11 protein-coding genes are annotated in these 13,927 nt (G+C 68.9%); 3 read left to right on the top strand and 8 right to left on the bottom strand.

What is annotated here, in order from left to right; all coding sequences use genetic code 11:
* Positions 1-429 carry a VOC family protein gene (locus EV379_RS13445; RefSeq protein WP_130506580.1) on the top strand — a complete coding sequence of 143 codons (429 nt, stop codon included), beginning with the start codon at positions 1-3 and terminating at the stop codon, positions 427-429.
* Between the two features lie 15 nt (positions 430-444).
* Here EV379_RS13445 and EV379_RS13440 read toward each other — a convergent pair whose 3' ends face one another.
* From EV379_RS13440 to xylA, 5 genes are all read right to left on the bottom strand, one after another.
* Entirely contained in the window at positions 445-1,731 is a 1,287-nt protein-coding gene (locus EV379_RS13440; RefSeq protein ID WP_130506579.1) for a sugar ABC transporter permease, read from the bottom strand.
* Positions 1,728-2,480: an ATP-binding cassette domain-containing protein gene (locus tag EV379_RS13435; protein ID WP_130506578.1), complete on the bottom strand. Its 753-nt coding sequence runs from the start codon at positions 2,478-2,480 to the stop codon at positions 1,728-1,730. Before EV379_RS13435 ends, EV379_RS13440 begins: the two co-directional genes overlap by 4 nt.
* Positions 2,481-2,554: 74 nt before the next feature.
* A complete protein-coding gene (locus tag EV379_RS13430) occupies positions 2,555-3,607 on the bottom strand; it encodes a sugar ABC transporter substrate-binding protein (protein WP_242616382.1) in 1,053 nt (350 codons plus the stop codon).
* A gap of 301 nt (positions 3,608-3,908) precedes the next feature.
* Positions 3,909-5,366 (bottom strand): xylulokinase, encoded by a 1,458-nt coding sequence (gene xylB / locus EV379_RS13425; RefSeq protein WP_130506576.1) that lies wholly within the window; start codon positions 5,364-5,366, stop codon positions 3,909-3,911.
* Between the two features lie 3 nt (positions 5,367-5,369).
* On the bottom strand, positions 5,370-6,563 hold the full coding sequence (xylA, locus tag EV379_RS13420) for a xylose isomerase (protein WP_130506575.1): 1,194 nt from the start codon (positions 6,561-6,563) through the stop codon (positions 5,370-5,372).
* Between the two features lie 212 nt (positions 6,564-6,775).
* Between xylA and EV379_RS13415 the strand changes: the two genes are divergently transcribed.
* Together EV379_RS13415 and EV379_RS13410 are read left to right on the top strand one after the other, a co-directional pair.
* Entirely contained in the window at positions 6,776-7,996 is a 1,221-nt protein-coding gene (locus EV379_RS13415; protein WP_130506574.1) for an ROK family transcriptional regulator, read from the top strand.
* Positions 7,997-8,066: 70 nt separating this feature from the next.
* Positions 8,067-9,095 carry a LacI family DNA-binding transcriptional regulator gene (locus tag EV379_RS13410; RefSeq protein ID WP_130506573.1) on the top strand — a complete coding sequence of 343 codons (1,029 nt, stop codon included), beginning with the start codon at positions 8,067-8,069 and terminating at the stop codon, positions 9,093-9,095.
* Between the two features lie 7 nt (positions 9,096-9,102).
* On the opposite strand, the gene EV379_RS13405 is transcribed toward EV379_RS13410, so the two are convergent.
* From EV379_RS13405 to EV379_RS13395, 3 genes are read right to left on the bottom strand one after another with little or no spacing between them, the layout of a single operon-like run.
* Positions 9,103-10,671, bottom strand: coding sequence for a glycoside hydrolase family 43 protein (locus EV379_RS13405; RefSeq protein WP_130506572.1), 1,569 nt, complete (start codon positions 10,669-10,671; stop codon positions 9,103-9,105).
* A complete protein-coding gene (locus EV379_RS13400; RefSeq protein WP_423203251.1) occupies positions 10,671-13,055 on the bottom strand; it encodes a beta-xylosidase/alpha-l-arabinosidase in 2,385 nt (794 codons plus the stop codon). Before EV379_RS13400 ends, EV379_RS13405 begins: the two co-directional genes overlap by 1 nt.
* Positions 13,052-13,927 carry a carbohydrate ABC transporter permease gene (locus EV379_RS13395; RefSeq protein ID WP_130506570.1) on the bottom strand — a complete coding sequence of 292 codons (876 nt, stop codon included), beginning with the start codon at positions 13,925-13,927 and terminating at the stop codon, positions 13,052-13,054. The genes EV379_RS13400 and EV379_RS13395 overlap by 4 nt, the downstream gene beginning before the upstream one ends.

Here is a 13,927-nt window from a genome sequence, read left to right as displayed (position 1 = left end):
ATGAGTACAGCGGAGCAGGGCGCCGGGCGGGTGCGGCAGCTGAGGCTCGTCGTTGCGGTGCCGGATGACGAGGATTTCGACGGCGTGCTCGCGTTCTACCGCGATGTGATCGGCATGCCGGTGGCCGAGGCCTACGACGGTGATGGCGGGACCAGGGTCGTGATCCTCGACGCGGGGCGGGCGACGCTCGAGCTCTCGAACGCTGCCCAGGTGCGCATGATCGACGCGATCGAGACGGAAGGAGGTCACAGCAGGCAGCTGCGGGTCGCGCTTGAGGTCGACGACTCGGAGACGGCAACGACGGATGCCGTCGCGCAGGGTGCCGCGCTCATTGCCGCACCGCGGGAAACACCGTGGCGCTCGCTCAACTCCCGGCTCGAGGGGCCGGGCGGGCTGCAGCTCACGCTGTTTCAGGAGCTCGACGCCTGAACGGTGCGCCGGGAGTCAACTTCGCACGAGCGACCCGCCCGCGCGCAGCCGGGAGAGGGCGTCGACGGTCGCCGCGAGGATCAGCACGCCACCGGTGATGACGAGGTTGGCACCGGCCGGCAGATTGAGCAGGCCGAGGCCGTTCGTGATGACCGCGATGACGAGCGCACCGATCGCCGCGTGCATCAGCCGACCGCGCCCACCGAAGAGGCTCACGCCACCGACGACGGCCGCTGCGACACCGCTCAGCACGATGTCTCGGCCCGCCGCGGCATCCACGGAGCCGACCTTGCTGATGCTGAACAGGCCGGAGACGACCGCGAGGCCGGAGCAGACGATGAACGCGGTCCACCGGATCATGACGACCTTGATGCCAGCGCGGCGCGCGGCCTCGGCGTTGCCGCCCACCGCGTAGATGTAGCGGCCGTACTTCGTGCGGTCGAGCACGAAGGTGCCGATCCACAGGATGACGAGCGTGATGGGCACGACGATGGGCACCCCCTCGACCGCCCTGAACCCGGTGCCTCGGTTCTGGCTCAGCAGCCAGACCGCGGTGCCGCCGATGAGGGCGATCGCGGCGAGCTTGATCCAGAGCAGCGTGATCGTGCGGTTCGGCAGGTCGACCCGCGCACGGCGGGCACGATCCCACATCGCCATCCCGAACGACACGGCCAGCATGATGCCGAGCATGACCCAGCCTGCCCACACGGGCATGTTGCTGTTCATGATCGCGAGCACTTCCGGCACCTGCACCCGGTAGAGCCCTCCGCTGCCGATGATGATGAGGTTGAGACCCTGGATGCCGAGGAACAGGCCCAGTGTCACGACGAATGACGGGATGCCGACCTTGGCGACGAAGAAGCCGATCAACGAGCCAACCGTCAAGCCGACGAGGAAGGCGATCGCGAGGGCCAGCATCCAGTTGAGTCCCGTGACGTTCACGAGCACGATCCAGACACACATCGAGAGGCCGGCTGTGACACCGGCTGAGAGGTCGATCTCACCGAGCAGGATCACGAAGACGAGCGCCATGCCGAGCATGACGAGCGTCGCCGCCTGGGTCATGAGGTTGGCGAAGTTACGCTCGGTGGCGAAGAACGGACTGAGGAACGAGAAGAGGATGCTCAGCACGATGAAACCGCCGATGGCGGGCAGGGCGCCCATGTCGCCGCTGCGCAGGCGCTGCACCCAGGCCTTCGCCTGGTCGACCAACGTTCCCTCCTGGCCGCTGCCGATCAGCTCTGCTGTGCTCTGCGCGGCGAGTACCGAGGTGGGTGTCGTGTCTGGAGGTGTCCGGCTCATTCGGGGGCTCCTGTGTAGGTCTTGCTGCCGGTGATGTAGCCGACGACGTCGTCACGGTTGGTGTCCTCGGTCTTGACCGACGCCACCATCTGGCCGAGGTAGAGCACGCTGATGTAGTCGGCGACGGCGAATACATCGGCGAGGTTGTGGCTGATGATGATGACGCCGACGCCCTGTTCTGCAAGCCGCTCGACCAGGTTCAGCACCTGCTCCGTCTGGGCGACGCCGAGGGCAGCAGTCGGCTCGTCGAGGATGACCAGTTTCGCCTTCTTGAGCACGGAACGGGCGATCGCGACCGTCTGCCGCTGGCCACCAGAGAGCGATGAGACCTTCTGTCGCACCGATTTGACCGTCCGCACCGACAACTGGCGCAGCGTCTCGGCTGCCTCGCGCTCCATGTGGGCCTCGTCGAAGGTGCCGACCGAGGTCTTCTCGCGGCCGAGGAACATGTTCTGCACGATGTCGAGGTTGTCGCACAGTGCGAGGTCTTGGTAGACGACCTCGATACCGAGGTGGGCTGCGTCACGGGGGCTGTGCAGATTCACGAGGTCGCCCGCGAATCGCACCTCGCCCTCGTCGTAGGGCTGCACACCGGCGAGCCCCTTGATGAGGGTGGACTTGCCCGCGCCGTTGTCGCCAACGAGGGCCGTCACCTTGCCGGCGTATGCGGTGAGGTTGACTCCCTTGAGAACGCTGACAGGCCCAAAGCTCTTGACGATCCCGGTCAGTTCGATGAGTGGCTCGTCCATGCTGCATCCCTTCGCCCGCTGCGATACACAGGAGGCGGCGCGACGAGCGCGCCGCCTCCGTCCAGATGTGTCGGTTACTTGATGCCGTTCGCCTCGCAGGCGGCCAGCACCTCTCCGGTGCAGATGTCAGCTGCGCTTGCTTCGCCGTTGTCGATCACCGTCTGCACCTCGGCTGGGCCGACGAGTACAGGCGTCACGGCGATGTAGGGCGTTCCATCGTCGAGAGTCTTCTCGACCTTGGGAGTCTCGCCCTTCAGCAGCTGGATGGCGAGCTTGGTCGCGGCATCCGCTTCCAGGGAGACCTGCTTGTAGACCGTGGCGATCTGCTTGCCGAGCAGCACGTTCTGCAGGCCGGCGGTGCTGGCGTCCTGACCCGAGACGGGAACCTTCAGGCCGTTCTTGTCGAGGATCGTGATGACGCCGGCGGCGTTGGTGTCGTTGGCGGCCCAGACCGCGTCGACCTTTCCGCCGAGGCCGGTGAGGGCCTGTTCGAAGTTCGTCGCCGACTTGTCGCCGTCCCAGATTCCCGGGGGCTCAGCCGCCGGAACGATGCCCGCTGCAGCCATCACGGAGTCTGCGCCGTCATGGAACATCTTCGCGTTGCCGTCGGTGGCGTCGCCGCCCATGTAGACGACGATCGCGGTCGCCGGGTCCTTGCCTTCGGCCTTGAGGCCGTCAACGATCGACTGCCCCTGCAGCTCGCCGACCTTGAAGTTGTCGAACGACACGTAGTAGTCGGCGCCCTCGATGGGGCGGTCGTAGGCGATGACGGGGATGCCCTCTGCCTGTGCCTTCTCTGTGACGGCGCCGGCCGCACCCTCCAGATCGACGAGCAGCATGACGCCGCAGCCCTTGCTCAGCTGCTGGTCGGCGATCGTCGCGTACTGGCTGGTGTCACCCTGGGCGTTCTGGATGTCCGCCTCGAAGCCGGCATCGGTCAGGGCCGTGTCGAGGGCCGGACGGTCGAGGTTCTCCCAACGCGGAGAGGATGCCGCATCCGGAAGGATCACGCATGCGCGATCGGCGGCCGGTTGCGCGCTCTCGCTGCTGCCGCCACCACCTCCGGAGCTGGAACATCCGGCGAGCATCAAAGCGGAGACGCCCGCGACCGCGGCTAGTGAGATCAATGAAGAATGCTTCATCTCTCTGCCCTTCTGTGTGGTGTTGTGTCGATTCCCTCGCGGGGTCACCTTCCACGTCGAACGGTGGCAAAGGGATATATTTCTCCGAAAACTCGCCCGCCAACAGGCATTCGAGATATTCTCAGGTTGCAATTCTGTAACGGTCGCGGGTGTGTGGGACGGGCGTCCGGCAGTGGCTTGCGATTCCACGGCGCACCCGTCGCGTCATGGCCCGCTAAAAGTGCAGGGGCCCGGGAGATATCCCGGGCCCCTGCACTCTTCGCGGGCCGCGACTGCGCGCGGGCCGCTAGGCGAATCGGGCGGCGCGGGCCGCGCGTGCTGCGGCATACTGCTCGCGGATCACGGGGTGGTGCTCCGGCGTCGGTCGTGCGGCGACCGTGACCGCCCAGTTCGGGCGCTCGCCGTCGAGCGCCCAGCGCGCCTGGCGTGCCGCCCCGTCTGCGACGTACTCGCCCGGTGTCGGCACGACGACCGGCGCGTCGAAGATCTGCGCCGCGATCCGCTGCACGGCCGGATTCTGCGCCGCGCCGCCGATCAGGATGATGCGCTCGGCGCTCACACCCTGCGCGCGCACGGCGTCGAGGCCGTCGGCGAGGCCGCAGAGCATTCCCTCGATGGCCGCGCGCGCCAGATTCGGCCGCGTACTGTTGGCGAGGGTGAGTCCGTCGAAGCCTGCGGTGGCGCGCGGCAGATTGGGCGTGCGTTCGCCCTCGAACCAGGGCACGAGCACCGCGCCGCCGGATCCGGCCTCCGCCTGCAGGGCGAGCTCGCCCAGTTCGGCGTGGTCGACGCCGAGCAGGCCGGCGACCGCGTCGAGCACGCGTGCGGCATTCAGGGTGGCGATGAGGGGGAGGAAGCGCCCGCTGGCGTCGGCGAAGCCGGCGACCGTGCCGCTTGCATCGGATGCCGCGGCATCCGTGACGGCGAAGACGGTGCCGCTCGTGCCGATCGAGACGACGACGTCGCCGGCCACGGCGTCGAGGCCGAGCGCCGCGCCGGCGTTGTCGCCTGCCCCCGCGCCGAGGACGATATCGGCTGCGGGGTCGGCCGCGCCGAATCGCTCGGCGATGACCGGGTGCACGGTACCCGCGTGCTCGGCCGGGCCGAGCACGCGTGGCAGCACCGCATCGTGCCCGAGCGCGAGCCGCAGCAGCTCGCGGTCGTACTCGCCGGTGGTCGGTGACCAGTAGGCGGTTCCGCTGGCGTCCGAGCGGTCGGTGCAGAGCAGCTCGAGCGCGGGGCCGCGCGGTGAGGACTCGGCTGGACCGCAGCCGCGCAATCGCCACACGAGCCAATCATGTGGGAGCGCGACTGCGGCGACTGTGGCCGCATTCGCGGGTTCGGCATCACGCAACCAGCGCAGCTTGCTCGCCGTGAATGACGCGACGGGCACCACGCCGCTGCGCCGCGCGTACTCCTCAGCGCCCACCTCGGCGACGAGGTCGTCGGCCGCCGCGGCCGAGCGCGTGTCGTTCCAGAGCAGGGCGGGGCGGATGACGCGGCCTGCCGCATCGAGGGCGACCATGCCGTGCTGCTGCCCCGCCACGCTCAGCGCGCTCACGTCGGCGAGGCCGCCGGCATCCGCGATCGCCTCGCCGAGCGCCACCCACCATGCCCCGGGGTCGACCTCGGTGCCGTCCGGGTGGGCGGCGCGGCCGGAGCGCACGAGCGCTCCGCTCGCGGCGTCCCTGATCACGACCTTGCAGCTTTGGGTGGATGAGTCGATTCCCGCGACGAGCGTCATGGATTAGCCTCGAGCTCCAAGGAGGTGCTCGAGCGCGAGCTGCTGCAGGTGCACGAAGCCGAAGCCCTTGCCGCCGAGGTATTCCGCTGCGTCGAAGTCCTCGAAGGCGCTCCGATCGGCGATCAGGTCGTCGTAGCTCTCGCCTGCGGCCAGCGTCGGCACGGCCAGCTCGGGCACGCGCGAGGCCGCGAGGGCCTCCTGCACCTCTGGGTCGGCGCGGAATGCTGCCGCGCGCTCCTTGAGCAGCAGGTACGTGCGCATGTTCGCCGCGGCCGAGGTCCAGACGCCGGTGATGTCCTCGGTGCGCGATGGCTTGTAGTCGAAGTGGCGGGGGCCGTCGTAGGCTGCGCCACCGTCCGGGCCGCCGTTCTCGAGGAGGTCGACGAGCGAGAAGGCGTTCTGCAGATCGCCGTGCCCGAACACCAGGTCCTGGTCGTACTTGATGCCGCGCTGACCGTTGAGGTCGATGTGGAACAGCTTGCCGGCATCCAGCGCCTGGGCGATGCCGGCGGTGAAGTTGAGCCCGGCCATCTGCTCGTGGCCGACCTCTGGATTCACGCCGACGAGCTCCGGGCGTTCCAGGGTGTTGATGAACGCGATGGCGTGGCCGACGGTCGGCAGCAGGATGTCGCCGCGGGGCTCGTTCGGCTTGGGCTCGATGGCGAAGCGGATGTCGTAGCCCTTGTCGGTGACGTAGTCGCCGAGCAGGTTCACGGCCTCGCGGTAACGGCCGAGCGCCGAGCGGATGTCCTTGGCGGCGTCGTACTCCGCGCCCTCGCGGCCGCCCCACATCACGAAGGTCTTCGCGCCGAGTTCGGCTGCGAGGTCGATGTTGCGCAGCACCTTGCGGAGGGCGAAGCGGCGCACGGCGCGGTCGTTCGAGGTGAAACCGCCGTCCTTGAAGACGGGGGCGCTGAAGAGGTTCGTCGTGACCATCGGCACGATGATGCCGGTGTCGGCCAAGGCCTGCTTGAGCCGGTCGATCTGCGTCTGGCGGGCGGCATCCGAAGAGCCGAAGGCGAACAGGTCGTCGTCGTGGAAGGTGAGGCCGTATGCGCCGAGATCGGCCAGGCGCGTGACGGCCTCGACGACGTCGAGGTTCGGGCGGGTCGGGCCACCGAACGGGTCGGTCCCGTTGTAGCCGACGGTCCAGAGACCGAAGGAGAACTTGTCGGCGCGGGTGGGTGTGAGAGACATTGGTCGAACTCCGGATTCAGCATCGTTGATGATTTGTTGACTGACAAAACATATTAGAACACGGATCCCGCGGTTCTGCCACTGGGGCAGTGATGCGGCCTCGATAATTTGTCGTTTTTGACGACAAATCGCTTGCGTTCTCCCGGGTTCTCCGGGATGGTGGAATCCGTGAAAACGGATGCGCGCCGCTAGCCTTGACTGCGACGAGGGAGATGGCAGTGCACGGCAGTAACAACGACGATGTGCGACGGCACAACCTCTCGACCATCCTCGGCATTGTGCACCGCAACGGGGCGACACCCCGCTCGCAGCTCACGCGCATGACCGGCCTGAACCGCTCGACGGTCGCGGCGCTGGTCGCAGAGCTCGTCGAGCTGGGCCTGGCGCTCGAGCGGGAGCCGGACGCAACCAAGCAGGTTGGCCGCCCGAGCCCGGTCGTCGCGGTGGACCCTCGCGTGGTCGCGCTGGCCGTGAACCCGGAGATCGACGCCGTGACCATCGCCGTCGTCGGCCTCGGCGGTCACGTGCACCGTCGCATCCGCCACGTCCTCGAGCACTCACCCAGCGTCACCGAGGCGGTGGGCATCGCCGAATCGGTGATCGCAGCATTGCGCGGAGAGCTCGATGCCGGGTTCCGTGTCGCCGGCATCGGCCTCGCCGTTCCCGGCCAGGTGCGCTCGAGTGACGGCATGGTGCGCTTGGCCCCGCACCTCGACTGGGTCGATGCGCCGATCGCGAGCCTGCTCGCCGAGGCGAGCGGCTATCCGGCGTTCGCGGCGAACGATGCAGGGCTCGGCGCGATCGCCGAGTGGCACTTCGGAGCGGGGCGCGGATGCCGCGACCTGGTGTATCTCAACGGCGGTGCAAGCGGCATCGGCGGTGGTGTCATCGCCGCCGGCGCCCCATTCGGCGGTGTCGGCGGGTTCGCGGGGGAGTTCGGCCACATCCGCGTGAGCGCAGCGAACGATGCCGGGGCTCACCTCGACTCGGCCGGCATTGCGGGCACGCTGGAGTCCGAGGTGCGGCTGAGTGCCCTGCTCTCGGTGCTCGGACTCGGCGCCGAGAACGTCGAGGACCTGGACGCTGCGCTGCTGGCCGCGCTCGCCGACGACGGTGCCACTGGCGACGCCGCGCGCGCGGAGGTCGCCCGCCAACTCGGCCATCTGGGCACGGCGCTCGGGGCTGCGGTCAACGTGCTGAACCCGGAACTCGTCGTACTCGGTGGCTTTCTCGCATCGCTGCTCGTCGCCGACCCCGAGGCGCTCGACGCGGCGCTCGCCCGCTCGGCTCTCGCGGCGCCACGTGAGGACGTGACGGTTGTTCGCGCCGAACTCGGGCCGAACCTGTTGATGGTCGGTGCCGCGGAGTTGGCATTCGCCCCTCTGCTCGGTGACCCGGCCGGCTTCAGCTGGCCCGGACGAGCCGCGCGCTGAGCACGGGCGCGATCGGCGGTTGTCGCGTGCCACGAGCCGCTTTCGCAACTCTCGGAACTAGGATCGAAAGATGCAGAGTGATGTCGCCGAAGACAACAGCGAGAGGGTGACGCTCGCTGACGTCGCCGAGGAGGCCGGTGTCTCCCTGTCAACGATCTCGAAGGTGTTGAACGGGCGTTCGGATGTCGCCGGGGCAACGCGCGAACGCGTCGAGGAACTGCTGCGCGAGCGCGGGTACATGCGCCGCGGTGGCCGCGCGCAGCCCAAGGCCGAGCTGATCGAGCTCGTGTTCCACGAACTCGACAGCATCTGGTCGATGGAGCTCATCAACGGGGTGGAGTCTGTCGCGAAGGAGCACGGGCTGAGCGTCGTGCTCACCGTGAGCGGCAGCCGCCATTCGCCCGATCCGGACTGGATCGAGGGCGTCATGCGAAGGCGTCCGGTCGGAGTCGTTCTCGTGTTCTCCGACCTCGCCCCCGAGTACCGGGAACGCCTGCGTGCCCGCGCCATCCCCTTCGTCATCGTCGATCCGGCCGGAGATCCCTCTCCGGACGCCCCATCCGTCGGCTCGGCGAACTGGTCGGGCGGGCTCATCGCCACCCGCCACCTCATCGAGCTCGGGCACACCCGCATCGCCGCGATCACGGGTCCGGAAGACATGATGTGCTCCCTGGCGCGGCTCGACGGCTTTCGCTCGGCGATGAACTCGGCCGGGCTGCACATCGATCCGGACTGGATCCAGTTCGGCGACTTCCACGCGGCAGGCGGTCGCGACCGTGCGAACACGATCCTCGCCGGCCCCGAGCGGCCGACGGCGATCTTCGCCGGGAGTGATCTGCAGGCACTCGGTGTGCTCGACGCGGCGCGCGCCAGCGGGCTGCGCGTGCCGGAGGACCTCTCCATCGTCGGCTACGACGACATCCCGCTCGCCAGGTGGGTGACCCCGCCGTTGACGACGGTGCACCAGCCGCTCAGGCGGATGGGCGAGGAGGCCGCGCGCCTGGTGATCCGACTGAGCGAGGAGACCATGGAGTCGACTCCGCGGATGGACCTCGCCACGAGCCTGGTCGTGCGCGACAGCACCGCACCGCCGGCCTGAACGCCGACTAGTCGCGGACCGACAGCTCGAAGCTGTCGACATCGGCGTGCCCCGTGCCGTCGCCCACCGCGAACATCCCGATCCACGCGCCGACGAAACCGCCGGTGACATCGGGGGAGAGCCGCGTCAGCTCGGCCTCGGCGATGGGCGTCGAGGTCCCGTCGCCCCGCACCGAGAGCACGGCGTCGAAGCCATCGAGCTCGAGGACGAGCTCTGCTGCCCCGGCGGGCACGGATGCCGCGCCCAGCGCGATCTCCGCCCCCGCAACGGTGAGGCGCGCCTCCGCGGTTGAGCCTCCGGCGGCGTCGGCACGCACGACCAAAGTCAGATGGTCGCGCTCGGACAGGCGCAGCAGCAGGCCGGCCTCCGCGCGGGCTGATGCCGGGGCGGAGAGCTCGAGCCGCGTCGCCACGGTGACGCGCATCGATGGCAGCCGTCGTCCGAGAAATGCCAGTGGGCCCGTCTCCGCTGGGCTACCCGGTCCGGCCACAAGCCGCAGATGGCCAGGGCGTGCCGAGAGCGACATCCGTTCCGCGCCGGCGGATCGCAGTGTGTTCCAGCCCAGCTCCAGAGTCGGCGCGTCGAAATGGTCGACGAAGTGGGTTGGGCGTTCCGCCTGGTCGGGGACGCCCGCCGCATCGACGCTCTCCAGTACCCGCGCGAATCCCGGTGCGAAGAGCACCCGATCGGCCTCCCAGCCGACCGGGACCAGGTGGGTCTGCCTGCCGAGGAGGCTGGCGACGCCGTCGAGGGTGTGCGTGGCCAGCAGCGTCGCCCACCCGCTGTCTGCTGCCGCCCCGCTTGCGCCGTCAACGGCATCCACGAGGTCGGCGTGGCCGACGTTGATGATCGGTGCACGCGCCCCGAGGTCGCGGTGCGTGAGTCGGGGATTGCCCGGATCACCGGTGTACGGCCCGGTGATCTCGTCGGCGAAGGCGACGATCACGGCGTGGTCGCGCTCCGTTCCACCCTCCGCGGCGAGCAGGAGCCAGCGGCCGCCGTGGCGGAACAGGTGAGGGCCCTCCGCCCACCTGGCGCCGGTGAGAGCACCGCGCCAGAGCACATGGGTCGGGCCGATCGCCTCGAAGCTCACGGGGTCGCGTTCGGAGAGCCACACCTCCGTCTGCTCGGCCCACTCGCCCTGCTCGGCGAGCCTGGTGCCGCAGAGCCACACGCGATCGCCGTCGAACGTCAGCGACGGGTCGATGCCGCCGATGTCGTCCAGCCACAGCGGCTGCGACCACGGCCCGGCCGCATCGCGCGCCGTCACGAGGAAGTGGCCCTGTCTGCCCGTGCCGTGCACGAGCGTGCACACGACGTGGAAGCGTCCGTTGTTGTACCGGATCGTCGGCGCGAAGAGCCCTCCGGATGCCGGGACCCCGCTCAGATCGACCTGGTCGTCGCGGTGCACGGCGTGCCCGATCAGCTCCCAGTCGACGAGATTCGATGAGCGGTGGATCGGCAGCCCTGGGAAGTACTCGAACGTCGAGGTGACGATGAAGTACTCGTCACCGACCCTGCACACACTGGGGTCAGGGTGGCATCCGGGCAGGACGGGGTTGCGGTACCGGCCCATCAGCGCTCGGCGTCGACCGGAACCAGCCAGGCCTCGGAGCACAGACGCCGCGTGTGGTCGACCAGGCGGGTGGATCCCTGCAGTTGCACCGCGTGCGAGAACGGCAGCTCGGCACTTGAACGCCCGACGCTCAGCACGATCTCTCCTGGCTCCACGATCCGCTCGCCGCTGCGCCCGGTGAACGAGGCGAGGTCGGCTGGCACGACGAAACGCACCTCCGTCTTCTCGCCCGGCTCGAGGGCGACGCGAATGTAGCCGACGAGGCGTTGCACCGGGCGCACAACGGAGGCCACCGGGTCGTGCATGTAGATCTGAACGACGTCGGTGCCCGCCCGAGAAGACGTGTTGCGCACGCGCAGGCGCACGCTCGCCTCGCCGTCGATGGCGATCTCGCTCTCGTCGCCCACGAAGGAGCCCCACTCGAACCGCGAGTAGCCGAGCCCGTGACCGAAGGCGAATGCGGGGGTGGGATCGATGTTCGACACGTCGGTGGCGCGAGCGAGAGGCGGGGCGAGGTAGCTGGTTGGTTGCGCGCCGGGTGTCGCCGGGACGCTCACGGGCAGGCGCCCGCTCGGATTGACCCGCCCGCTGATCACGCCGGCGATCGCCGATGCGCCCTCCTCGCCGACGAAGAATGCCTGCACGATCGCGGAGGCGTCGGTTACCGCGTGCCCGATGGCGTACGGCCGTCCGGTGAGCAGCGTCATCACGCTCGGCGTGCCGGTCGCCAGCACCGCGTCGACGAGCTGTTGCTGCGCACCGGGGAGCTCGAGCGACTCGACGTCGCAGCCCTCACCACTGGTGCCACGCCCGAACAGTCCGGCACGGTCGCCGAGTGCGAGCACGACGATGTCGGCGGATGCCGCGATGGCCACGGCATTCGCGATGCCATCGGTCTCACCGCCGTCGACGCTTGTGCCGAGTGCGTACCGGATCTCACTGTCGGGAAACTCGAGCCGGATGGCATCGAGCAGCGTGGGGATCTCGATGCCGATGGGCACCCCGGGGTGCTGCACGACGACGTGCGACGGGAAGGAGTAGCACCCGAGCATCGCGTATGGATCATCGGCGTTCGGCCCGATCACCGCGATCGATGCTGGCGACGCGAGCGGCAGGACCCCGTCGTTCTTGAGTAGGACGACGGCGCGCTCCGCGAGCTCGCGCGCGAGCTCGCGGTTGCCGGCCGAGTCGAGGTCGACGCTGCCCCTGAGTGCATCGGCCGAGCCGAGGTCTGCGCCCGCAAGAGCGGCTGGGACGGCAGACCAGTCGGGGTCGAGCAGGCCCAGCTCGGCCTTCTGCAGCAGCACGCGCCGCAGCGCCGTGTCCACCAGTGACTCGGCGACGACGCCGTCCGCGACGGCGGCGCGCAACGGCGCACCGAAGGCCTTGACCGTCGGAAGCTCGACGTCGATGCCGGCCTCGAGTGCCGCGCCGGCCGCTTCGGCCCAGCTGCCGGCCGTGCCGTGGAGCAGCTTGAGGAAAGCGACCGCGAAGTAGTCGGCCACCACGGTGCCCGTGAAGCCCCAGGTGTCGCGCAACAGGCCGGTGAGGAGTTCGCGGTCGGCCGCGGACGGCACACCGTCGATGTCGGTGTAGGCGTTCATGACGCTGCGAACACCGCCGTCACGCACGGCCATCTCGAACGGCGGCAGCAACACGTCGGCCAGCTCGCGGCGCCCGATCGAGACCGGCGCGAGGTTGCGACCGGCGCGGGACGCCGAATACCCGACGAAGTGCTTCAGGGTCGCGACGACGCCGGAGGACTCGAGGCCCTTGACGTAGGCGGTCGCGATCGTGGCGACGAGCTGAGGGTCTTCGCCGATCGTCTCCTCGACGCGCCCCCACCTGGCGTCGCGAACCACGTCGAGAACGGGGGCCAGCCCCTGGTGCACACCGACGCTGCGCAGGTCATCGCCGATCCGCCGCGCCATGCGCTCGACCAGTTCAGGGTCGAAGGACGCACCCCATGACAGCGGGACCGGGTAGGCGGTCGCGCCCCAGGCCGCGAAGCCGGCGAGGCACTCCTCGTGGGCAACGGCCGGGATGCCGAAACGGCTTGCGGCCACGATGCGCTCTTGAGTGCGCATCAGCGAGAGCGCCCCGACAGCGGCGTCGACCGGCGCGGATCCGAATGGACGGGTCAGCTGACCGAGTCCGAGCGGCAGGAGCTCGTCCAGGTCGACGGCATCGTTCAGATCGTGTTGGTGCGGGGCAACGTCTCCGCCCTCAGTGGACGCGCCGACCCAGACGCCGTAGAGCTGGGCTAGCTTTTCGTCGAGCGTCATGGCGTCGATGAGAGCATCGACGCGCTCGGCGGCCGGCAGCGAGGTGTCGTGCCACGTGTCGGTGATCGTCTGCGGTGTGGGGGTCGAGTTCATGGTCATCCTTTGACTGCGCCGCTGAGGCCACCGACGATGCGGCGTTCTGCGAGGGTGAAGAAAATGAGTGCGGGCAACATGGCCAGCGAGGTGAAGGCGAGAACGAGTGCGGTGTTCTGCGAGTACTGCGTCGAGAAGGCCTGCACTCCGAGCGGCAACGTGTACGCGGCAGGGTCGTTCAGAACGAGCAGGGGGAGGAGGTAGCCGTTCCAGCTGCCGACGAAGGCGAGCACTCCGACCGTCACGAGGCCGGGGCTGGAGAGGGGAAGCAGGATGCGCCAGAAGAAGCCGACACGGCTGCTTCCGTCGATGGATGCCGCATCCTCCAGCTCCTCCGGGATGGCGCGAAGGAACGGCACCAGGATCACGATGGTCGTCGGCAGGGCGAATGCGATCTGTGGAATGATGACGCCGATGATCGAGCCGAGGAGCCCGAGGTTCTGGAGCAACAAGTAGAGCGGGAGGATCGCGACCGAAAGCGGGAACAGCAGGCCAGCCGTGAACAGGGTGTAGATCGTTCCTCGCCCACGGAACTCGTACCTGGCGATGACGAAGGCGGCCATGACGCCGAGGAGCACGACGCCGATGGTCGTCACCAGTGCGGCGATGGTGCTGTTGCCGACCTGCGTCCAGAATGACGGCGAGGAGAGCACGGCGGCGTAGTTGTCGAGCACCCAGGGGTCTGGCAGCCCGTTCGGTTTGGCGGCGAGCTGCCCGGTTGTACGGAAACCGCCGAGGATCACGTAGGCGATCGGAACGACGGTGATCCCGATGCAGATGAGGGCGACCAGGTAGACGAAGGGCTGTCCCCAGTCGATGCGTCGCCCGGCAGGCACCCGCTGCGAGGCAGAGCCGGATGGCAGAGTGATGGTGGCCAT

This window comes from Microterricola gilva (assembly GCF_004217495.1).
GTDB lineage: Bacteria > Actinomycetota > Actinomycetes > Actinomycetales > Microbacteriaceae > Microterricola > Microterricola gilva.
This window is presented reverse-complemented; position numbering and strand designations above follow the sequence as displayed.